This is a genomic window from Sulfitobacter sp. S223, assembly GCF_025143825.1.
Classification (GTDB): domain Bacteria; phylum Pseudomonadota; class Alphaproteobacteria; order Rhodobacterales; family Rhodobacteraceae; genus Sulfitobacter.
The window spans coordinates 2,724,189-2,744,432 of sequence record NZ_CP083560.1 but is presented as its reverse complement, the minus strand read 5'-3'; the positions used below and the strand labels follow the sequence as shown (position 1 = coordinate 2,744,432).

Below are 20,244 nucleotides of genomic sequence, written 5' to 3'. Positions count from 1 at the left end.
CATCTTTGAAAGGTCATCTAATGCCAAAGTATAACCGGAATTTCGATCTTACTCTCAGCGATATCGATCTGATCGAAGCGGCTCTGAACGTCGTGAAGCGTGACCTGTCACTTGGCCGCGAGGGGTCGCGTGCGTTGCTGCCCCAGACTGACGATGAAAATCATGTTCACGAAATAGATGATTTGCTGGGCCGACTGCATAATCAAAAGATATTCTTCCGCCCCAGCGACGAGCCCTATGTTAGTGGCTAGGCGGCAATGAACAAAGCCACAGCCGTGCGGATGGAATAGGGCACGCTGTCAAAAATAATGAGCGGGCTCTTGCGTTAGCTTTGGCGCACTGGCCACAGCGCGTCGCAAAAGCTTCACCCCGCAATACTGCAGAAGTCCCAGCTGTACGCCCAGTTTGCCCGGCGATTGCTTGTCGCGTTGCGGAAGCCAGTACATCGCCTGTCGTGACCAGGGTGATCTAATATATTTCGCGCGCGCGGTTGCTCTCCGGTTTGTGGCTGCGCATGATCACCCAAAAATTGGCGGAGAAGCATATGTCAGAACCATCATATCTAGAGACGGCACAAGGACAGCGTATTGCCTACCATTTGACCGAAGGGGAAGGCCCTTGTGTGGTGTTTCTTGGCGGGCTGAAATCTGACATGGAAGGCACCAAAGCGGTACATCTGGAGGACTGGGCGCGTGCCGAAGGTCGTGCATTCCTGCGGTTTGATTATTCAGGCCATGGTCAGTCGTCTGGAACGTTTGCAGATGGATGCATCGGGGATTGGCACGCTGACACATTGGCTGTGGTCGATGCTTTGACGGACGATGCGATTGTGCCGGTCGGCTCCAGCATGGGCGGTTGGCAGGCGCTACTTCTGGCACGCGCACGGCCCGAACGTTTGGCCGGTCTGGTCACCATCGCAGCAGCGCCGGATTTCACAGAAGATGGCTGGTGGGCGGGATTTGATGAAGCCCAAAAGACGCAGCTGCAAGAACAGGGCAGGGTTGAGCTGCCGTCCGATTACATGGAACCCTATGTGGTGACACGTCGCATGGTTGAGGACGGGCGCGATCATTTGGTCTTGCGCGATCCGCTTGAACTGCCATTTTGTGTGCGCATGCTACAGGGCACCGCCGATACCGCAGTTACTGTGGCGACCGCGACGCGTCTGCTTGAGCATGCGGCAGGCCCGGACATTCAGCTTTTGCTGGTGAAGGACGCGGATCATCGTTTCTCTGATGGACCATGTTTGAGCCTCATCGAGAAGGCTTTAGGGGACGTCTTAGCGTCCTGAGGCAATGGGTTGAAACAGAAATTCTGGTACGGAGGGCCGCATAATGGATCAACGGATCAGCCTGATTACCCTTGGTGTCGGCGATATGGATGGCATCGCCGCCTTCTACGAAGCGCTGGGCTGGCAGCGCGTGGAAACGCCGGATGGCGTGATTGCCTTTGATCTGATCGGCCAAACACTGGGGCTTTATCCGCTTGAAAAACTGGCCGAAGACATAGGGATGCCAGTAGGCGCGCTTGGTCGCGGGGCGTCCACGTTCTCTTACAATGTACGAACCAAGGAAGAGGTCGCGCCGCTGCTGTCGCGTGCCGAGGCGGCGGGTGGCACGATCCTAAAGCCTGCCGGCGATGTTTTCTGGGGAGGATATATCGGCTATTTCGCTGATCCCGAAGGGACAATCTGGGAGGTGGCGCATAATCCCTTTTCACCTCTTGGCGCGGACGGTGCGTTCCGTTGGAACGGGTATTGATGCGCAAACCGGCCAGAATGTGGAGCCTTGAGACACTTGGCCGTGTGCGCCTGTCTAAACATTTCTATATGCGTGACTTTCTGATGAGCGAAATCAGCGCATTCCACGGTGTACCCAACATCCCCGATACGCCCGATCTTGCTATCCGCCATGGTAGCCACCTGTGTCAGGAACTGCTTGATCCGTTGGAGGAAACCTTTGGCCGCGTTGCCGTGCGCTCTGGCTATCGGTCGGCGGCGCTGAATACTTATGGCAATGAGAACCGGCTCAACTGCGCGCGCAGTGAAAACCCGATTGAGTGTCATATCTGGGACTGGCCCGACCGTCCTATTGCAGGCGCATCGGTGGTCGTTCCGTGGTTTGCGGATCAATATGCGCAGGGCCGCGACTGGCGCGATCTGGCGTGGTGGGTCCATGACCATCTGCCCTATTCCGAGATGTGGTTCTTTCCAAAACTCGCCGCCTTCAACCTTGTCTGGCGTCCCGTGCCGCTGCGCACCATCTCCAGCTATATCTCGCCGCGTGGCATGCTGTTGCGCGCAGGGGATGAACCGTCCGACGATCTGCCTGCGCGCCAAGCGCGATACGCGGATTTCCCCCCATTGCGGGGCATTGCCTATCCCTGAGGGCTTGCACCCGCTGGCGTGGCACGGCATGCACGCGGGGCAGGGTAACCGGAGTGAGACACCCAATGAAAGAGCCACTGGTTCTATTGCCGGGAATGATGTGTGATGCGCGCCTTTTCGGGCCGCAAATTGCCGAGCTGTCGAATGATACAGCCGTCATGGTCGCGCCTGTAACGCAAGGTGAGCGGATTGAAGAAATCGCATCGGGGCTGCTGGATATCCTTCCCAAGCGTTTTGCGCTGGCAGGCTTGGCCATGGGGGGGGCCGTCGCGATGGAAATCATGCGGCGCGCACCCGATAGGGTCAGCCGCATTGCTTTGATCGACACGCACCCGCTGGCTGAAACACCTGTTTTGGCGGCCAACCGTGAACCCATGATCGTAAAAGTCCGCTCTGGAAGGCTGGATGAAGTGATGCGGTCTGAAATCGGGCTGAATACGCTTGCTCCCGGCCCCTACCGCGGCGAAGTTTTGGGGCTGGTAATGGAGATGGCGCGTACGCTTGGGCCCGAGGTATACATCCGTCAGGCCCGCGCGATGCAACGTCGCAAAGATCAGCAGGCCACGCTGCGCCGTTGCAAGGTGCCAGCGCTGGTGATGTGCGGTGCGTTTGACACGCTATGCCCCGTCAAACGTCATGAATTTATGGCCGAACTGATACCCTACGCAAAATTGCGCGTATTGGATGATGCGGGTCATTTGCCGACGCTGGAACAGCCAGAAGAAACAACAGCAGCCCTGCGTGAATGGCTCGCTCAACCTTACGTATTGCAGTAGTTCACAAAGGCAGGCGCGCGCGTTCCTCTGGGGTGGGGACGTAGATTTCTGCCACAGGCTTTCCTGTCGCGATGTCAAAGAACGGTGTCTGCTTCCAGCGGCCCGTTATCCGTGCGACCAAGGCGCGCCACATCGTTCCACCGTATAGTCGCACGACAGATGTGTGTTTTGACGACCCGTCAGGCTGCGGGACGAATGCCTCCATCGCGACCGGTCCAATCGCGGTTTTGTCGGCTAAAAGGTCCGTCATCACACCGGCAAGTGCGAATTTCGGGGTGGGTAGCATCGTGAACAGCGGTGCGCCACAGCAGGACGCGCGGTAGCGCAACAGTTTTTTCGGTGAGAATGAGAACACGGCCAGATTTTCCTGACCCTGTTCAAAGCTGATCTTATCGGGGGTCGTCTGGTACAGCTCGACACCGCGATCTTCGACATCAACGCCAGTGGTATACAAAACCGCAGCGCGGCAGGCCGAGCAATAGCAGCGCACATGATTGCCGGATGTTGGCGTGGCACCATGCAACGTGCCCTTTATCTCGCCGCAAGGGCAGGAAAAGGGCACGTCAGGCATGTCAGTATCAGGCCGCCGCGTTCTTGTTGGCCGGAGGCTTGGCCTCGGCAGCTTCTTCGGTGATGTCATTGGCATCGATGAAGTTCAGTACAAGCGGGCGAATGTTGGTGCGCCAGCTTTTGCCTGCGAAGATACCATAGTGACCAGCGCCTTCCTCGACGTGGCTTGCTTTTTTGCTGTCAGGCAGGCCGGTACACAGCGCGAGGGCAGCGATACACTGACCCGGCGCCGAGATATCGTCTTTGGAGCCTTCGACAGTTTTGACCGCCACGGTGGTGATCTTGCCCATGTCGACTTTCTTACCGTTCACAACGAATTCATTGTTGGCGATTTCACCGTTTTTGAAAATACGGTCTACGGTCGACAGATAGAATTCGGCGGGCATGTCCATCACAGCAAGGTATTCATCGTAGAACTTGTTGTGCTTGTCATGCTCATGCGCTTCGCCTTTGGCGACACGCTGGATCTGGTTGACGAACGCATCACGGTGCGTGTCGGGGTTCATTGAAATGAACGACGATAGCTGCAACAGGCCCGGATAAACCTTGCGGCCCACACCGGCATATTTAAATCCGACGCGTTGAATCATGGACTGCTCAAGCTGGCCCATCGTCACGGAGTGGCCGAAATCAGTCACTTCGGTCGGTGACGCACTTGGATCAATTGGACCACCGATCAGCGTTAGCGAGCGTGGCTGCGCTGCGGGATCTTCCTCGGCGAGATATGCAGTTGCTGCAAGTGTCAGTGGCGCAGGCTGGCAGACGGCAATCACGTGGGTGTCCGGGCCGAGATGGCGCATGTAGTCCACCAGATGCATGGTGTAGTCTTCGACGTCGAATTTGCCGGCGCTGACAGGAATGTCGCGCGCATTGTGCCAATCGGTGATGTACAGATCACAATCAGGCAGCAGGCTGATCACAGTTGAACGCAGCAGCGTTGCATAGTGGCCTGACATTGGTGCGACCAACAAAACCTTGCGGCGCTTTTGGGTGCGGCCTTGTACTTTGAAGTGCAACAGGTCGCCGAAAGGCCCGGCAATCTCGATCTGGGTCGAAACCAGCCGATCTGTGCCGTTGGCGCCTACGAAAGGGGGGATGTTCCAGTCGGGTTTGACCACCATGCGGCTGAACGTCCGCTCGGTGACTTCGCCCCATGCGCTTATCCACTCTAGGGCTGGATTGGGAAAAATGGAAAGCGCTGGGTAAGAAGCCATCGCGGTTGCCGAAGCGCCAAGCCACTGATTAGTGTTTCGGATTGTTTCCATCATATCGTAAGATGCCATAAAGCGCATTGCGGAACTCCTGTCTCAAAGCCCAAATTCGGGCTACACTAACGCTGGGACGTTAAAAACTGCCCGCCATGCGAAAATGCTGCAAGTGCAAACATAGGACGGAAGCGTTAAGATGACAACAAATTCCTCAGACACCGGTCAACCGTCAGCCGAGGCCCTTGCCCGCATGACCGAAAACCTTACCAAAGTCGAAGGACTGCGGGATCGCCTAACCGCAGTTCTGGCGAATAGAAATACTCATCAAGCGTCACTAGACGGTCCGAATCAGGAGCTTTTTGCCAAAGCAGCAAAAGCCTACATGCAAGAAGCGATGACCAATCCTGCCAAGCTGATTGAGCACCAGCTAGAGTATTGGACCAAATCTGTCACCCATTTTGTCGAAGCCCAGCAGGCGCTTGCCAGAGGGACTTTGTCTGCTCCGCAGGACCGCACCGGCACAGATCGCCGGTTCACCAACCCGATGTGGGAAAAGCACCCCTACTTCAATTTCCTCAAACAACAATACATGCGAAACTCCGAAGCGCTCGCGCAGGCGGTTGAAGATGTGGAAGACATGGAGCCGCATGAGAAAAAGCGTCTCAAATACTTCTCGCGGCAGATCATCGACATGATGAGTCCGACCAACTTTCTGCCCACCAATCCAGATGCATTGCAGCGCGCGGTCGAGACAGAGGGCGAGAGCCTGATCAAAGGGCTTGAGAACCTGATTTCCGACCTTGAGGCCAATCACGGGGAGCTGATCGTGCGCTTGGCAGACGAGGACGCGTTCGAGCTGGGCGGCAACATTGCCACGACGCCGGGGAAGGTTGTATTCCGCAATCGCATGTTTGAGCTGATCCAGTACAGCCCCACAACCGAAGAAGTTCACGGCACTCCGCTGGTGGTTTTTCCACCCTGGATCAACAAATTCTACATTCTTGATCTCAAGGAGCAGAACTCCTTGGTCAAATGGGTGGTCGATCAGGGATATACCCTGTTCATGGTCAGCTGGGTTAACCCTGATGCGTCATACCGCGATGTGGGCATGGATGATTATGTGCTGGATGGCTATTTGGAAGCTTTTGCACAGGTGAAAAAGATCACGGGCGAAAAGCGCTTGAATGCGGTTGGTTACTGTATTGCCGGTACGACGCTAAGCCTTGCGCTATCGCTGCTCAAGCAGCGGGGGGACGACACGGTAAAATCCGCAACCTTCTTTACTGCGCTCACGGATTTCTCGGATCAGGGTGAGTTCCAGCCATTCCTTACGGATGACTTTATTGAAGGGATCGAGGCGGAGACGAAAGACAAGGGCATCTTGCCCTCTATTGTGATGGCGCGGACGTTCTCGTTTCTGAGGTCGAATGATCTGGTCTACGGTCCAGCCGTCAAAAGCTATATGATGGGAGAAACCCCGCCAGCGTTCGATCTGCTCTATTGGAACGGGGATGGCGCGAACCTGCCAGCCAAGATGGCCATGCAATATCTGCGCGGTCTGTGCCAACGTAATGAGCTGGCCGAGGGCGGATACGATCTTTGTGGTCATCATCTGGTGCTGGACGAAGTCGACGTACCGCTATGCGCCATCGCCTGTGAGACAGATCACATCGCGCCTTGGAAGGATAGCTACCGTGGCGTCCAGAAAATGGGCAGCAAGGACAAGACCTTTATCATGACCCAGTCGGGCCATATCGCAGGGATCGTCAATCCGCCCAGCAAAGGCAAATACGGTCACTATACCAATAAGGACCTTACGCTAAACCATGAAGACTGGCTTGCCGGGGCGAAGTTTACCGACGGCTCATGGTGGCCCCGATGGGAGAAATGGCTGCGCAAGCGATCCGGTGCGATGATTCCCGCGCGAATTCCGGGTGAGGGCGGCCAAGAAATCTTGTGCGATGCACCGGGAACCTATGTTGCCGTAAAGGCAAGGGGCTGATTTTGAAGGCAGATTTTCCACAACTATAGCGAGATGCTGCATTGCAGAAAAAACTTGCAATGCTGCGGTGCAGCATCTATATTGTTTGCAGACGCGGCGCTTGGGTGACCCAAGGGCACGCAGAAATTCTAAAAGGGCGATGTTGCCCCGAATATGCAAACAAAGGATGACTATAATGGCTACCGCAAAAACACCCGACATGACTGCAATGCTCAAAGACATGATGGGCGCATTTCCAGTGGACACAACTTCCATGGAAGCATCTTTCAAAACATCCGCGACACTGAACGAAAAACTGTCCGGCGTTGCCCTGACAGCCGTTGAGAAATCCACAGAGATTTCTTCCAAGTGGACAAAAGACACAGTTGCTAAGCTGACCGACATGGCAAAAGCAAAGTCCGAGCCTGCTGACTACGCAAAAGCAATGACAGACTTCGCAACAGCTTACTCCGAAGCTGCTGCAGAGCACATGGCCGCTTTTGCTGAAGTAGCGAAAAAAGTTCAGATGGAAACAGTTGAACTGATGATGGCTGCTGGCAAAGACATGTCCGAAGAAGCAACATCTGCTATGTCAAAAGTTTCCGGCGACGTTCAAGCCGCTGCGAAAAAAGCGACATCTAAATAAGTCTGAATATCCAGACTCCCTGCTTTCTTCGGGAAGCTTTGGTTAAAGGAGGGGTGAGCTGCATGCAGCTCACCCTTTCTTTTTGCGTTTGCGGCGTCTAGGCTGCACTGCAGCACATCTTTTGCGGAGGAAAATACGTGGCAGATACAGGCAAACGCCTTCTGATCAAGAGATACGCCAGTAGGCGCCTCTACAATACTGAAACCAGCGACTATGTAACGCTTGAGGATATCGCGGGTTTTATCCGGGATGGTCGCGAGGTGCAGATCGTTGATCTGAAATCCGGCGACGATCTGACGCGCCAGTACCTGTTGCAGATCATCGCCGAGCACGAAAGCCGTGGCGAAAGCGTTTTACCCGTCGACGTCCTGAACGATCTTGTGCGCAGTTATATGACCGGCAAGGTCAGTGTCGTGCCGGAATTCCTTCAGCAGTCTTTTGCAATGCTGCGGGACGGGCAGGCAAAGGTAATGGAAAACATGACCTCTCTGAACCCGATCGCCAAGATGCCCGGTTTCGATGCCATGCAGGCGCAGCAAGAGGCGTTCATGAAGGCGATGACAGGTAGCTGGCCGGGTAAGACAAGCTCGGGACTGGAACCGTCCGAACCCGAAAGCAACGAAGATCTGGCTGCGATCAAGCGCCAGCTGGCTGAGCTTCAGGACAAATTGTCAAAACTGAAGTAATGACTGGCTGCCCGTGGCAGGGATGTCATGGGCAACTGTTCCGCCGCCGCTTGCGTGGCAGCGTTTCCCCCATTTGTTCAATAACCCGCTACTCAGGCAGCAGCCCGAGTGACATTTTCCAGCGCTTCCAGCAGGGTCGACGCGATGTTTTCGCAATGCTCTGTTGTGAAGTGAACGGGCAGTCGCACATCGCAGGCCCGCATCAGCACGGCGCGTGTGGCGGGCAATTCCGGCAAGTCCGGAATGAATTGCCAGTTCCAGAATGCCCGGGCATTGTCTGCACTTTGCCCGAACACCTGAACCTTGACGCCAGATGCAGCCGCGGCCGCTGAAAAGGCGCGGATCGTCTCATCGGACAGTCCGGTAAGGTTGAACTGGATCGAATCCGGCGCACGCACCTCAGGCGGAAGCGGCGCAGGCACGTCGATATAGGGAGAGGTTGCCAATCTGGCCGCAACCAGATCGTGGTTGCGCAGGCCATCTTTGATGCGGCGCGGCAATTCCGGCAATTGGGCGCGCACAAGGGCGGCTGACAGATTGCTAAGCCGTAAATTATAAAGCGGCAGCTTGTTCTGGTGCCGCGCAAAGGCGTCCTGCAACACAGGGTGCTTCTTCCAGTTATGCTCGTAAGCGCCGGACATGATGATGGCGCGGGCCACCAGATCGGCATCATCGGTGATCAGAATGCCGCCTTCGCCCGCATTGATCATCTTGTAACTCTGGAATGAAAAACAGCCGATTTTACCCAATGTGCCGATCCTGCGCCCGCTCCACGTGGTGCCAAGGCTGTGTGCCGCGTCCTCGATCAGGGGGACATCCGCTGCCTCACAGAGCGCCATGATCGCATCCATATCCGAGGTGTGGCCGCGCATATGGCTGATGATCACTGCTGAGACGTCAGGCAGCTTGGTTTTGAAATCTTCGATGTCGATGCGGTAGTTTTCGCCTACTTCGCATAGCACCGGCAAGCAATTCGCATGGATCACCGCAGAGGGAACAGCCGCAAAGGTAAAGCCGGGGATTAGCACACGCGCATCGCGGGGTAGGTCCAGCGCCATGAGAGACAGGAACAGCGCAGCCGAGCAGGAGGATACCGCAAGAGCAAAGCGGCTGCCCATCATTTCGGCAAATTCAGCCTCAAGCAGGGTCGCCGGTGCGTCACTGTCAGCAGTATACCGGAACAGGTCACCACTGCTGAGCAGCCTGTCAACTTCGGCACGCAGGCTTTCGGGAAGGGCTTCTGCGCTGTGCATATCGGGGCTATTCAATGGTCATAATCCTGATCGATTTCTTTCGCACAGCATAAATGAGCAAGCTGCCGTGGCAAGCGCGGTTTGGTTACAGCAATGTAAAAACGGCTCTTAAACGCCGAGCTTGTCACGCAGGGCGTACCAGCTCATCGCCATCACCAGCAGCGGAGACCGCATGGCGGGGCCACCTGGAAACGGTGTGCTGGGCAGGGCGGCAAGCGTATCAAAACCGTCACCGTCCCCTTCAATCGCGCGTGCCATCAGCTGCCCTGCATGGGTGGCGGTGCCAACGCCATGACCGGAGTATCCAGAGGCCGACAGCATATTGGCCCCCAAACGCGTCACGTAGGGCAAGCGCTTCATCGTGATCCCGAGGGTGCCACCCCAAGCATAGTCAATCTTCACGTCTGACAGGGACGGGAAAACCACTGACATTGGCTTGCGGACTTTGGAGGCAATATCACTTGGGAAGCGGTAGCCATAGCTTTCGCCCCCCCCGAACAACAGCCGACCATCATGGCTGAGGCGGAAATAGTTCACCACAAAGCGGCTGTCGGCTACTGCCACATCGCGCGGCAAAATATCTTTGACGCGTTCACCCAATGGCTCAGTTGCGGCAATGAAATTGTTGATCGGCATCACCCGCGCAGCAACGCGGCGGTTCAACCCGCCAAGATAGCCGTTGCATGCAAGGATCACGTGGTCGGCCACGACATGGCCTGCATCTGTCCGCACTGTGGCAGGAGCCCCCTGGTCGATATGGTGCACGGCGCTGCGTTCATGGATACGCACGCCCGCTGCCGCGGCAGCGCGTGCAAGGCCAAGCGCGAAGTTGAGCGGGTGCAGATGTGCTGCGCCCATATCCAGTATCCCACCGCGGTAATCGGGCGAAGGGCAGACGGATTTCAAGGCGGCTTGGTCCAGAGTTTCGATCTGGTCATACCCGTATTTGCCGGCCAGATGATCCGCGTAGCTGTGTAAATGCCGCACATCGGCATCGGTTGACCCAGTCCACGCCACGCCGGGTTTCAGATGGCAGTCTATCTGGTGTGCCGCAATCAGCGATTTGACAAGCGCCTTGGCGTCCTCGGCCATGTCCCACAGCTTTGCCGCTTCGGTGTCGCCCATCAGAGATTCAAGAGCGTCCTGTTCCATACGTTGGCCAGAGCCAAGCTGCCCGCCGTTGCGCCCTGACGCACCAAAGCCGACACGCTGCGCGTCCAGCAAAACCACATTGCGTCCGGCTTGCGCCAGATGCAGGGCCGCGGAAAGCCCCGTATAGCCTGCGCCAATGACACAAACATCGGCCTTTTGCGCCCCTTTGAGCGGCTCAAACGGGGCAAGCGGCGTTGCCGTTGCAGCATACCAACTTGGTGGATACGCGCCACGTTTGTCATTCGCAAAAAGCAGGTTCATCAGTGCAGCCCTCTATTGTGTCCCGCGATGCGGGATCAGACGTTCAGCAACAGATGCTCACGCTCCCAAGGGGAGATGACCTGTAGGAACTCGTCATACTCTGCTGCTTTCACGATGCCCCAGACGCGCGCGAAATCCGACCCGAGCACTTCGTGTAGCTCGGTTGCCTCGCTGAAGATGTCCAACGCTTCGCCCATTGTGCGGGGGATATCGCCATCCCCGTCATAGGCATCGCCCTTGAATTCGGGCAGTGGTGGCTTGCCTTCCTTGAGACCCAGATACCCGCAAGCCAGCGATGCCGCGATGCCAAGGTACGGATTGCAATCCATCCCGGCCAGACGGTTTTCGACGCGCCGTGCGTTCGGGCTGGAGATCGGGACGCGGATGCCTGTGGTGCGGTTGTCGCGTCCCCATTCCAGATTGATCGGCGCGGCGTGATCTTTCACATAGCGACGGTAGCTGTTCACATATGGTGCGATGACGGCCAAGGCTGCGGGCATGTGATTTTGCAGCCCCGCAATAAAGTGCATGAACGGCTCTGTTTCGTTGCCATCCGCATCAGAGAAAATATTCTTGCCCGTTTTCACATCCAGAACAGAGTGATGCACATGCATGGCCGAACCCGGCTCATCTGCGATCGGTTTGGCCATAAAAGTCGCGTAGCAGTCATGGCGCATGGCCGCTTCGCGGATCAGACGTTTGAAGTAAAAAACCTCGTCCGCCAGTTTGACCGGATCACCATGTAGCAGGTTGATCTCAAGCTGGCCTGCGCCGCCTTCCTGTGTGATCCCGTCGATCTCAAACCCCTGCGCTTCGGCAAAATCATAGATGTCGTCGATGACAGGACCGAATTCATCCACAGCAGTCATCGAATAGGCCTGCCGTGCCGCTGCGGGACGGCCAGAGCGGCCCATCATCGGTTTGATTTCCTGCGCAGGATCAAGGTTGCGCGCAGTAAGGTAGAATTCCATTTCAGGGGCCACTACAGGCTCCCATCCTTCGGCCCTGTAAAGCTCAACCACCCGCTTTAGCACGTTGCGCGGACTGAAAGGCACGACATTGCCGTCGCGGTCATAGGCGTCATGGATCACTTGCAATGTCCAGTCGCCAGTCCATGGGGCGGCGGTGGCGGTGGTCATATCAGGGCGCAGGATCATATCCCGTTCGATAAAGCCCTCGTCGCCTGCGGCCTCACCCCAGTTGCCGGTGATCGTCTGGTAGAAAATACTGTCCGGCAGATGAAAGCTGTCTTGCCGCGCGAATTTCGAGGCTGGAACGGCCTTGCCACGGGCAATGCCGGGAAGGTCTGGAATGATGCATTCCACCTCATCCAGATTGCGGTCTTTGAGGTAGTTTTGGGCCGCCTCGGGCAGCTGTTCTTTCCAATCGGCCATCAGGCCCTCGCTTTGCTCTTGAAAAATTGCGCCATATGCGCGGCGATATCGGTGTTGTTCACGGGAAGGGACAGGGCGCTGTTGGCCGCCTCAAGCTGGTTGTCCGGCACGACGCCCTTGCCCCGTGTGCGGATTAGCCCGTCAATAAAGTCGCTGCCAAATTCGGGGTGTGGCTGGATCGTCCAGATACTGTCACCATAAGCAAGCATGGCGTTGGCGCAAAAGTCCGAGGAGCCCACGACTCGCGCGCCTTCCGGCAGCTCAACCACCTGATCCTGATGCCACGCATTAAGCGCAACGGGCTTGCCGTCTAGCGTGTATTCAGTGCGGCCAACGGACCAGCCGCCGTCGAATTTGACAACTTTGCCACCCAGCGCTTGCGCAATGATCTGGTGGCCAAAGCAGACGCCGATCATGGGTTTTCCGGTGGCGTTGATGTCGCGGATCAAACCCTCAAGCGGCGCAATCCACGCGTGGTCCTCATAGGCGCCGTGTTTTGAACCGGTGATAAGCCAGCCGTCCGCGTCCTGCGGGCCTGCTGGGAACTCACCGTCCACGACGGAAAAAGTCTCAAAAACAAAATCGTTGCCATCCAGCAGACGTTGGAACATGACATCGTAATTACCGATGGTCTCGATCATGCCTTCAGGTGAATGGCCTGTACGAAGGATACCTATTTTCATGGGGTTACACCGTATCCAGATAAATTTCGACCTGCTCGGCCGGCTCAAGCTCTTCCATATAGTGTAACTCCTGTCGCTTGGTCAGGACAAGGTTCTGGATCAGCTCTGGTGCAAAGATGCGGGCGACCGCGGCGTCTTTTTCGAAAGTGTCGATCGCGCTTTGCCATGTGTGGGGGATCTGCGGCAGATCGGCAGCGTAGGCGTTGCCGGTGATAGGGGCGGGGGGCTCTTTCCCGTCTTCTATGCCGTTGATGGCAGAGCCAAGGACCGCAGCCAGCATCAGATATGGGTTCACATCGCCACCCGAGACACGGTGCTCGATCCGCCGAGCCGCGCTTGAACCCGAAGGGATGCGAATGGAGGAGGTGCGGTTTTCATAGGCCCAGCTCACGCCGGTCGGCGCGTGGCTGCCCGGCACCATCCGTTCAAAGCTGTTGGCATGGGGGGCAAAGATCAGCGCTGAACCTGCCATAGCCTCAAGACAGCCGGCAACGGCGTGGCGCATAACATCTGTGCCTTCGGGGCCGCCATTGTCAAAGACGTTATTGCCCTCGCTATCGAGAACAGAAAAATGCGTATGGAGGCCAGAGCCTGGGTAATCTGCATATGGTTTTGCCATAAAGCTGGCGGCAAAGCCGTGACGCCGCGCCAGTCCGCGCACGAGCATCTTGAACAACCATGCATCATCAGCGGCGCGCAGGGCGTCATCGCAATGCATCATGTTGATTTCGAACTGGCCAAGGCCCGCCTCTGAAATCGCGGTATCGGCGGGGATATCCATTTCTTCGCAAGCGTCATAGAGATCGGTGAAGAATTCATCGAACTGGTCAAGCGCGCGAATGCTAAGCGTCTCGGCGCCCTTGCGGCGTTTGCCTGATCGTGGGCTCAGCGGCACCTGCAACTTGCGGCCGGAATCGTCGATCAGAAAGAACTCAAGCTCGACCGCGCAGACGGGGGTCAGGCCGCGTGCCTTGAACCGGTCAAGTACCGCGCGAAGTGCGTGACGCGGATCACCGGCATATGGGCGGCCATCTTCGTGGAACATCCAGATTGGCAACAACGCAGAAGGCGCTTCAAGCCAGGGCATCGGCATGAAACCCCGCTCGGTCGGGTGGAGAACACCGTCGCGGTCGCCACTGTCGAAAACCAGCGGGCTGTCATCAATATCCTCACCCCAGATATCGAGGTTCAGCACAGAAAACGGAAAGCGCGTACCGTCCTGCGTAATCTTGTCGGCAAAGCGTGTGGGGATGCGTTTGCCGCGCGGCACGCCGTTAAGATCGGCAGCAGCCACACGGATCGTGCGGACGTTAGGATGTTTTCGAAGCCAGTTGTGCATAGGTCACCATTTGGTGCGCTGGCCATGACAGCACGCTCGGTTGAGCGCATCCGACGCCTGCGGCCAGCGCCGCGGGTTTTTTGATCAAATTATGCTTACTACCGTATCAGATTGGGGCGCAAGCGTATTTTTTGCCTGCGTTCGGCTGGCAGGTGACGGTTCAGCCGCCGGTTCACTAACCCGTAAACAGAGATAACCACCAGCGTTAGAATGATAAAATAGCCGGCAAGGATGGGGTAGGGGATGAACGGATTAAAGGTCTTATCCGCGAAATAGCTGGCGTAATAAAGCGCGTCGCCGCGTTGCTGCCAAGCTGGAAAGCTGGAGATATAGACCAAAGTTGTCGCGTGAAACAGAAAGATGGCCTCGTTCGTGTAGGCAGGCCAGGCAAGGCGCAGCATGGTGGGCCAGATTACCCGTTTGAAACGCGTCCAGCCGCTTAGTCCGTAGGCGTCAGCGGCCTCAACATCCCCCTTGGGGATGGATTGCAGCGCACCGTAGAAAATCTCGGCGGAATAGGCCGATGTGTTGAGGAACAGCACGATCGCCGCGCCAAGCCATGCTGAGGTAAAGGCGTCAAACACCGGAAAGACCGATTTGAGGCTGAGAAACACGAAGTAGGCAAAGAAGAACTGGATAAACAGCGGTGACCCGCGAAAGAAGAAGATGAACCATTCGGACGGTTTGCGCAGGATGCGTTTATCGCTCGCTTTGCCAAGGGCAAGGGCAGTGGCAAAAAAGAATCCTAAAACAAGCGCCGTTAGCCCGAAGTAAACGTTCCAGATCATGCCAGAGCCGATCAGGGTGAACTGCTCACATAGGGTGAAGTCTTCGCGCGGGAGCAGACGTTCGCCAATGCCGATGGCGCGCAGGCCGTAATCCTGAATGGTTTGAATACAGCTCATTTCTGTCGCTCCGGCAGGAGCAAAGCAGTTGCGGCAGGGCACGCTGAGCACGCCTGTTCGGCCGCTTTGATAAAGGACTTACCAATCACGCCAGTTTCCTTTGTGCTTCGCCGCCCGTAGTTGCCTGACCATGTGTCAGACGTTGCATCAGGCGGGCAATGACGATCTCGGAGATACGCGTAAAGATCAGATAGAACACCAGCAGCCCTAGGAAGTACCACATGCGCCAATCCGGGTGAGGGTAGTCGGTAAATCGTGTGGTCTTGGAGCCGCCAAGCTCGCGGGCCCAATAAACGATGTCTTCGACGCCGAGCAAAAACAGCAGCGGCGTCGCCTTAATGAGCACCATCCATAGGTTGCCAAGGCCAGGCAATGCGTAGACCCACATTTGCGGCACCAAAACGCGACGGAAAATCTGGCTGGGTGTCATGCCGTATGCCTCGGCAGTCTCAAGCTGGGCGTGGGGCACTGCGCGCATGGCACCAAACAATACATTCGCAGCGAAAGCGCCAAACACGATTGCGAAGGTCAGCACCGCAAGGGAAAAGCCGTATGCTTCGTGAACCCATTGCGGCGAGGTGCCCAGAGGCATCTTGGCAGCCTGACAGACAATGAAATCATTTCCCTGCCGGATCGGCTGGTCCCAGTCAGAGCAAAGCACCTTATGGCGCAGATATTCGACCCCCTGATCAAGCGCGATCACGAAGAAAAGGAAAAAGGCGATGTCAGGCACACCGCGCACGATCGCAATATAGGTCTTGCCGATCCAGCGCAGAGGCGCGATCCGGGACCGCGCAGCAGACGCACCGGCAAAACCGAATGCAAGCGCTGCAGGGGCAGTGATGGCCAAGAGGGTCAGCACAGTCAGCAAGGACCAATAGAGATTCAAATGCTTACCTGTCGTCAGGTAGCAGCTAAGCCATTTCAGGCCCTCAATCTGGGACGGATCGGTGCAGAAACTAAAAATCGGCATGCTCTTTTAGGTAGGGACGTCTGGTCGTGTGTCAGTAATCGAGTTTACTGACAAAATGAAGAAGGGGCGCGATGTGGCGCGCCCCTTCAATCTGTGATTGGATTATTCGTAAACGGTCGCGTCTTCGCCAAACCATTTGATGATCGCTGCGTTCAATGTGCCGTCTTCCTTCATGGAGGTGATGGCCGCGTCGAATTTCGCTTTCAGCTCGGTGTCGCTTTCACGCAGGCCCATGCCTACGCCGCCGCCCAACTGCACGTCATCGCCTGCAAAAACCAGCTCGCCGCCGGATTCGTCAACCGCTGGCACCAGCGCGTCTTTGTCTGCGAATACTGCGTCCGCTTCGCCGTTGCGCACAGCTGCTACGGTTTCGTCATACGTTGCAAATTCCAGCAATGTTGCGCCGCTTTCAGCGACATAACCTGCTTGAATGGTGCTTGCCTGCGCTGCGATCACACCACCGGTCAGATCCGCATCAGCGGACAGTGCGGCATAGGCAGAAGATGCTGGCGGGATGTAGTTCTGAGTGAAGTCGATGACCTGCTCACGTTCGTCTGTGATGCTCATGCCGGCGATGATGGTGTCATAGTTGCCGGATGTGAGGTTGGGAATGATGCTGTCCCACTCGTTTGTGACCCATTCGCAGGTCAGTTCGGCGCGCTTGCAAAGCTCGTCGCCGATCTCGCGCTCATAGCCGTCTACTTCGCCGGCATCGTTGATGAAGTTATAGGGGGGGTAGGCGCCTTCGGTGCCCATGCGGATGGTTTTTGCATGGCCGTCTGCGAAGGCGAAGCCCGCTGTCAGTGCCAGCGCGCCCGTCGCGAGGATAATCGTTTTCATGTGGTTTCTCCCAAGTGATACCGTTTACGGTTTATGCGGCGTGGGTTGCCGAAAGGAACCCGCGCAGTCGCTCTGATTTGGGTGCGCCGAACAGCGTCTCGGGGCTCCCTTGTTCTTCGATCAGGCCTTGATGCAGGAACACAACTGTGTCGGACACATCAGCGGCCAGTTTCATATCATGTGTCACGATCATCATGGTGCGGCCTTCGGCGGCAAGGTCCTTGATCACCTTGACAACTTCCTGCTCCAGCTCGGGGTCAAGCGCCGAGGTGGGTTCGTCAAACAGCAAGGCTTCCGGTTCCATACACAGGGCCCGCGCGATGGCGGCGCGCTGTTGTTGGCCACCTGACAGCTGAGCAGGGTAGACATCGCATTTGTCGCCGATACCGACCTTGTCCAGATAGGCGCGGGCGGCGGTTTCAACTTCTGCGCGGTCGCGCCCAAGCACTGTAAGCGGGGCTTCCATGACGTTTTGCAGGATGGTCATATGCGCCCAAAGGTTAAACTGCTGGAACACCATGCTGAGGTTCGTCCGGATGCGCAGAACCTGTTTGGGGTCGGCGGGGCGGCGGCTGTGGCCTGTACCGCGCCAGCTGACCGGCTCTCCTTTGAACAGCACGTCACCTTGCTGGCTGTCTTCGAGCAAATTACAGCAACGCAGCAGTGTCGATTTGCCCGAGCCGGAAGACCCGATCAGGGAGATCACATGCCCCTTGGGGGCAGCAATGCTCACGCCTTTGAGGACCTCCAACGAGCCATAGGCTTTGTGCAGGTCTCGAATCTCGATAACGGGTAATTCTGTGGTCACGTGTCGGCCATCTATCCTTGTTGCATCGCGAATATGATGTCAGAATCGCAAAACATGCAACGCGGAATGGTGAATGTCGGGTTGACGTATCGTTAGGTTAGCCTGATTTTTCAGCCGGCCACGCGTTTGCGGGCCTGTGCGCTGTCCATATCGGTGATGCCCAAAAGGTTTACGACCAGCCGGAGCAGCGCATCTTCTTCCTTGGCGCGCTCCCCATCGGCCAGCACGACCTTCCAAAGCGCCTCGACCACGGCAAGACGATCATCATATGCAACGGCTTCTTTGATAGAGCGTGTGAAGCGAACAGTATCGGGGGCCTCGGCCTCAAGGGTTTCGGCATCCTCCAGCAGCGCATCGCGGGCGCCGTCATCCAAGCCATAGCGGTCACTGATAATTCCTTGAATGCGCGATCTTTCCGCGCCGCTATAGTCATTATCAGAGCGGGCAACGCGCACCAGCAAAGCTGTCAGTGCCAGACGCGCATCGGTGTCAGGCAATTGGGCGGGGGCTGGATCTGTCAGCCTTCTGAGAAAATCTGCAAACATATGGGGTTATTTAGGTCGGACTGCTGCTAATACAAATCGCCAAGCGCGTTTTTTCGCGCGCTCTCAATATCTTTGTCGGTAAGGCCAAGAGCAGTCTCAATCGCCAACAGTTGCAGCTCTTCATCCTCGTCACGGCGACCGTCTGCCATGGCAACCAGCCACATCGCGTCTCCCAATGCCTTCCGGTCTGCGTATGCCACTTCATCGCGCAGGATTTTGGCGAACTCCGGCGTGCCGCGGGCGTGACGCTCCAGCGCTTCGCATTCGGCCCTTAGTTTTGCAGCTTCCAGCGGCTTCAGCTTGAAGGTCGCCGCAAGGATGCGGTCAATTTGCGCCACCTCGGAAGCGAGGTACTGGCGGTTGGCCAACGCGACCCGCACCAGAAGTGCTCCAAGCGCCAGCTGGGCATTTGGTTGTGGCAAGGGACGGGGCGAGGGCGCGCGGCGCGGAAAAAGACGTTCTAACATAGGCTTTCGTTATCCGAGATAACGCTGTTTGCCAAACCTAATATTGCGGCTTCTGGAAATCTCCGTGCCGCATTTTGTTTTCAGCCGTCATAACCCTCGATGATGATCAGGCTGCCGTCCGCCACGGCCATACGAATGTCTTTGGCGTTCTGGTATCCGGGGCTTTCATAGCAGGCGACTGCATCGGCATAGCTGGGAAATTCGATCACGACAGTGCGCGAGTTTGCGTTGCCTTCGCGCACTTGTTGGGTGCCGCCGCGCACCAGAAATTTTGCGCCATAGTCAGCAAAGGGCTTTGCATTGGCTGCGCGGTACTTTTCATAGATTGCCGCGTCACGAACATCCATGTTCCCGATCCAGTATCCCTTTTTCGACATTATCCGTTTCTCCCGTTCAGATTTATCGTTTCACCGCAGCTTGGCATAGCGGGCAGACAAGCTTTTTGCCTCTTCTGCCAGTCCGTAAGGCGGGTTTAGCACAAACATTCCGGAACCTACCATACCGTGCCCGGGCCGCGCAGGTGCAAAGCGGACCTCGTGGCGCAGCGCTTCTGTGTGCTGGGCGCTTAGGGCTTCCAGCATGGGTTCATGCACGCGGTTGGTCAGAATCGGATACCACAGCGCAATGATGCCGACATTCCATGCGCGGTGTAGTTTGGCGATGTGGCGGAAGATATCTGTGTAGTCAGTCTTTATTTCGTAGCTGGGATCAATCAGCAGCATGCCACGGCGCGGCGTGGGCGGGCAAAGAGCAAAGGCCGTTTCAAACCCGTCACGCAAATGAATTTTGGCGCCGGTGGGGGACATGGCCAGCTCAAGGGCGGCATGTTCGCGCGGATGTAATTCTGCCAGATGGATTTGATCAGTGGGCCTAAGCAGATGGGCGGCAATCAAAGGAGAGCCGGGATAGGCGTTTGGCCCATCTTCGGCCACGACCCGGTCAAGCACTTGGGCATAGGGGTGATCCGCGCCGAACCAGCCGCGCACTTGGGCGATGCCCGCCGCAGCCTCTCCGGTCTTGAGCGCCTCTTCCGCACCCAGATCATAAAGCGCCCGACCAGCGTGCGTTTCCAGATACGTCAGCGGTTTATCCTTGCGCGTGAGATAGGCAAGCATCCAGGACAACAGGCTGTGCTTGTGCACATCTGCAAGGTTTCCGGCGTGATATATGTGTTGATAACTGAGCATGTCAGGGGTGTATCCGAAGGGCGCGCGCATGCAATGTCAAAAACCAGCCTCAACCTTTGCTCTGCACCCCATCCACCGCGCATCAGCGCCGTTTGCCGCTGTCACCAGGTTAAGGGAATTTGAACTTTCTTTAGTCATATGGTAAAGTTACCCAAATAAGAAAAAAAGATTGAGTGGTCTACCG

23 protein-coding genes are annotated in these 20,244 nt (G+C 56.7%); 8 read left to right on the top strand and 15 right to left on the bottom strand.

Features of this window, described 5'->3' with window-relative positions; all coding sequences use genetic code 11:
- Positions 1–20 precede the first annotated feature (20 nt).
- The 5 genes from K3757_RS13075 to K3757_RS13055 all read left to right on the top strand — a co-directional run bounded on the left by K3757_RS13075 (position 21) and on the right by K3757_RS13055 (position 3,162).
- Positions 21–251, top strand: coding sequence for a hypothetical protein (locus tag K3757_RS13075; protein WP_259996151.1), 231 nt, complete (start codon positions 21–23; stop codon positions 249–251).
- A gap of 293 nt (positions 252–544) precedes the next feature.
- Entirely contained in the window at positions 545–1,291 is a 747-nt protein-coding gene (locus K3757_RS13070) for an alpha/beta fold hydrolase (RefSeq protein ID WP_259996146.1), read from the top strand.
- Positions 1,292–1,334: 43 nt separating this feature from the next.
- A complete protein-coding gene (locus K3757_RS13065; RefSeq protein ID WP_259996144.1) occupies positions 1,335–1,760 on the top strand; it encodes a VOC family protein in 426 nt (141 codons plus the stop codon).
- A 17-nt stretch (positions 1,761–1,777) separates the two neighbouring features.
- On the top strand, positions 1,778–2,386 hold the full coding sequence (locus K3757_RS13060) for a hypothetical protein (protein ID WP_260001269.1): 609 nt from the start codon (positions 1,778–1,780) through the stop codon (positions 2,384–2,386).
- 65 nt (positions 2,387–2,451) lie between these two features.
- Positions 2,452–3,162 carry an alpha/beta fold hydrolase gene (locus K3757_RS13055; protein ID WP_259996142.1) on the top strand — a complete coding sequence of 237 codons (711 nt, stop codon included), beginning with the start codon at positions 2,452–2,454 and terminating at the stop codon, positions 3,160–3,162.
- A gap of 1 nt (position 3,163) precedes the next feature.
- On the opposite strand, the gene K3757_RS13050 is transcribed toward K3757_RS13055, so the two are convergent.
- Complete coding sequence (locus tag K3757_RS13050) at positions 3,164–3,733, bottom strand: DUF6151 family protein (RefSeq protein ID WP_259996140.1); 570 nt, start codon at positions 3,731–3,733, stop codon at positions 3,164–3,166.
- Positions 3,734–3,740: 7 nt separating this feature from the next.
- The gene (gene phaZ / locus K3757_RS13045; protein WP_259996139.1) at positions 3,741–5,024 is read right to left on the bottom strand and encodes a polyhydroxyalkanoate depolymerase; all 1,284 of its coding nucleotides are present in this window, start codon (positions 5,022–5,024) and stop codon (positions 3,741–3,743) included.
- A 112-nt stretch (positions 5,025–5,136) separates the two neighbouring features.
- Between phaZ and K3757_RS13040 the strand changes: the two genes are divergently transcribed.
- The 3 genes from K3757_RS13040 (at position 5,137) to phaR (ending at position 8,253) form a co-directional block, all read left to right on the top strand.
- Positions 5,137–6,942 carry an alpha/beta hydrolase gene (locus K3757_RS13040; RefSeq protein ID WP_259996138.1) on the top strand — a complete coding sequence of 602 codons (1,806 nt, stop codon included), beginning with the start codon at positions 5,137–5,139 and terminating at the stop codon, positions 6,940–6,942.
- 175 nt (positions 6,943–7,117) lie between these two features.
- Positions 7,118–7,567 (top strand): phasin family protein, encoded by a 450-nt coding sequence (locus tag K3757_RS13035; protein WP_259996137.1) that lies wholly within the window; start codon positions 7,118–7,120, stop codon positions 7,565–7,567.
- A 137-nt stretch (positions 7,568–7,704) separates the two neighbouring features.
- Positions 7,705–8,253: a polyhydroxyalkanoate synthesis repressor PhaR gene (gene phaR, locus K3757_RS13030; protein ID WP_259996136.1), complete on the top strand. Its 549-nt coding sequence runs from the start codon at positions 7,705–7,707 to the stop codon at positions 8,251–8,253.
- Between the two features lie 92 nt (positions 8,254–8,345).
- On the opposite strand, the gene K3757_RS13025 is transcribed toward phaR, so the two are convergent.
- The 13 genes from K3757_RS13025 to K3757_RS12965 form a co-directional block, all read right to left on the bottom strand.
- Positions 8,346–9,506, bottom strand: coding sequence for a DegT/DnrJ/EryC1/StrS aminotransferase family protein (locus K3757_RS13025; protein WP_260001267.1), 1,161 nt, complete (start codon positions 9,504–9,506; stop codon positions 8,346–8,348).
- 108 nt (positions 9,507–9,614) lie between these two features.
- On the bottom strand, positions 9,615–10,919 hold the full coding sequence (locus K3757_RS13020) for an FAD-binding oxidoreductase (RefSeq protein ID WP_259996135.1): 1,305 nt from the start codon (positions 10,917–10,919) through the stop codon (positions 9,615–9,617).
- Positions 10,920–10,954: 35 nt separating this feature from the next.
- The gene (locus K3757_RS13015) at positions 10,955–12,313 is read right to left on the bottom strand and encodes a glutamine synthetase family protein (protein ID WP_259996134.1); all 1,359 of its coding nucleotides are present in this window, start codon (positions 12,311–12,313) and stop codon (positions 10,955–10,957) included.
- Complete coding sequence (locus K3757_RS13010) at positions 12,313–12,996, bottom strand: type 1 glutamine amidotransferase (RefSeq protein WP_259996133.1); 684 nt, start codon at positions 12,994–12,996, stop codon at positions 12,313–12,315. Before K3757_RS13010 ends, K3757_RS13015 begins: the two co-directional genes overlap by 1 nt.
- A gap of 4 nt (positions 12,997–13,000) precedes the next feature.
- Positions 13,001–14,335 carry a glutamine synthetase family protein gene (locus tag K3757_RS13005; RefSeq protein WP_259996132.1) on the bottom strand — a complete coding sequence of 445 codons (1,335 nt, stop codon included), beginning with the start codon at positions 14,333–14,335 and terminating at the stop codon, positions 13,001–13,003.
- A gap of 98 nt (positions 14,336–14,433) precedes the next feature.
- Positions 14,434–15,240 carry an ABC transporter permease gene (locus K3757_RS13000; protein ID WP_259996131.1) on the bottom strand — a complete coding sequence of 269 codons (807 nt, stop codon included), beginning with the start codon at positions 15,238–15,240 and terminating at the stop codon, positions 14,434–14,436.
- 85 nt (positions 15,241–15,325) lie between these two features.
- On the bottom strand, positions 15,326–16,207 hold the full coding sequence (locus K3757_RS12995; RefSeq protein WP_260001265.1) for an ABC transporter permease: 882 nt from the start codon (positions 16,205–16,207) through the stop codon (positions 15,326–15,328).
- 108 nt (positions 16,208–16,315) lie between these two features.
- Positions 16,316–17,053: a transporter substrate-binding domain-containing protein gene (locus K3757_RS12990; RefSeq protein ID WP_259996129.1), complete on the bottom strand. Its 738-nt coding sequence runs from the start codon at positions 17,051–17,053 to the stop codon at positions 16,316–16,318.
- Between the two features lie 31 nt (positions 17,054–17,084).
- Positions 17,085–17,861 (bottom strand): ABC transporter ATP-binding protein, encoded by a 777-nt coding sequence (locus tag K3757_RS12985; RefSeq protein WP_259996128.1) that lies wholly within the window; start codon positions 17,859–17,861, stop codon positions 17,085–17,087.
- Positions 17,862–17,971: 110 nt separating this feature from the next.
- On the bottom strand, positions 17,972–18,406 hold the full coding sequence (locus K3757_RS12980; RefSeq protein ID WP_259996126.1) for a TerB family tellurite resistance protein: 435 nt from the start codon (positions 18,404–18,406) through the stop codon (positions 17,972–17,974).
- A gap of 26 nt (positions 18,407–18,432) precedes the next feature.
- Positions 18,433–18,873: a TerB family tellurite resistance protein gene (locus K3757_RS12975; RefSeq protein ID WP_259996125.1), complete on the bottom strand. Its 441-nt coding sequence runs from the start codon at positions 18,871–18,873 to the stop codon at positions 18,433–18,435.
- Positions 18,874–18,953: 80 nt separating this feature from the next.
- The gene (locus K3757_RS12970) at positions 18,954–19,250 is read right to left on the bottom strand and encodes a DUF1330 domain-containing protein (RefSeq protein WP_259996123.1); all 297 of its coding nucleotides are present in this window, start codon (positions 19,248–19,250) and stop codon (positions 18,954–18,956) included.
- Positions 19,251–19,280: 30 nt separating this feature from the next.
- A complete protein-coding gene (locus K3757_RS12965) occupies positions 19,281–20,060 on the bottom strand; it encodes a 23S rRNA (adenine(2030)-N(6))-methyltransferase RlmJ (protein ID WP_260001263.1) in 780 nt (259 codons plus the stop codon).
- Between the last annotated feature and the right edge of the window lie 184 nt (positions 20,061–20,244).

What these genes read in the sequence shown, in the direction of transcription:
- K3757_RS13075 (WP_259996151.1), top strand. Translation starts at nt 21, where the DNA reads ATGCCAAAGTATAACCGGAATTTCGATCTTACTCTCAGCGATATCGAT.
- K3757_RS13070 (WP_259996146.1), top strand. Translation starts at nt 545, where the DNA reads ATGTCAGAACCATCATATCTAGAGACGGCACAAGGACAGCGTATTGCC.
- K3757_RS13065 (WP_259996144.1), top strand. Translation starts at nt 1,335, where the DNA reads ATGGATCAACGGATCAGCCTGATTACCCTTGGTGTCGGCGATATGGAT.
- K3757_RS13060 (WP_260001269.1), top strand. Translation starts at nt 1,778, where the DNA reads ATGTGGAGCCTTGAGACACTTGGCCGTGTGCGCCTGTCTAAACATTTC.
- K3757_RS13055 (WP_259996142.1), top strand. Translation starts at nt 2,452, where the DNA reads ATGAAAGAGCCACTGGTTCTATTGCCGGGAATGATGTGTGATGCGCGC.
- K3757_RS13050 (WP_259996140.1), bottom strand. Translation starts at nt 3,733, where the DNA reads ATGCCTGACGTGCCCTTTTCCTGCCCTTGCGGCGAGATAAAGGGCACG.
- phaZ (WP_259996139.1), bottom strand. Translation starts at nt 5,024, where the DNA reads ATGCGCTTTATGGCATCTTACGATATGATGGAAACAATCCGAAACACT.
- K3757_RS13040 (WP_259996138.1), top strand. Translation starts at nt 5,137, where the DNA reads ATGACAACAAATTCCTCAGACACCGGTCAACCGTCAGCCGAGGCCCTT.
- K3757_RS13035 (WP_259996137.1), top strand. Translation starts at nt 7,118, where the DNA reads ATGGCTACCGCAAAAACACCCGACATGACTGCAATGCTCAAAGACATG.
- K3757_RS13025 (WP_260001267.1), bottom strand. Translation starts at nt 9,506, where the DNA reads ATGCACAGCGCAGAAGCCCTTCCCGAAAGCCTGCGTGCCGAAGTTGAC.
- K3757_RS13020 (WP_259996135.1), bottom strand. Translation starts at nt 10,919, where the DNA reads ATGAACCTGCTTTTTGCGAATGACAAACGTGGCGCGTATCCACCAAGT.
- K3757_RS13015 (WP_259996134.1), bottom strand. Translation starts at nt 12,313, where the DNA reads ATGGCCGATTGGAAAGAACAGCTGCCCGAGGCGGCCCAAAACTACCTC.
- K3757_RS13010 (WP_259996133.1), bottom strand. Translation starts at nt 12,996, where the DNA reads ATGAAAATAGGTATCCTTCGTACAGGCCATTCACCTGAAGGCATGATC.
- K3757_RS13005 (WP_259996132.1), bottom strand. Translation starts at nt 14,335, where the DNA reads ATGCACAACTGGCTTCGAAAACATCCTAACGTCCGCACGATCCGTGTG.
- K3757_RS13000 (WP_259996131.1), bottom strand. Translation starts at nt 15,240, where the DNA reads ATGAGCTGTATTCAAACCATTCAGGATTACGGCCTGCGCGCCATCGGC.
- K3757_RS12990 (WP_259996129.1), bottom strand. Translation starts at nt 17,053, where the DNA reads ATGAAAACGATTATCCTCGCGACGGGCGCGCTGGCACTGACAGCGGGC.
- K3757_RS12980 (WP_259996126.1), bottom strand. Translation starts at nt 18,406, where the DNA reads ATGTTTGCAGATTTTCTCAGAAGGCTGACAGATCCAGCCCCCGCCCAA.
- K3757_RS12975 (WP_259996125.1), bottom strand. Translation starts at nt 18,873, where the DNA reads ATGTTAGAACGTCTTTTTCCGCGCCGCGCGCCCTCGCCCCGTCCCTTG.
- K3757_RS12970 (WP_259996123.1), bottom strand. Translation starts at nt 19,250, where the DNA reads ATGTCGAAAAAGGGATACTGGATCGGGAACATGGATGTTCGTGACGCG.
- K3757_RS12965 (WP_260001263.1), bottom strand. Translation starts at nt 20,060, where the DNA reads ATGCTCAGTTATCAACACATATATCACGCCGGAAACCTTGCAGATGTG.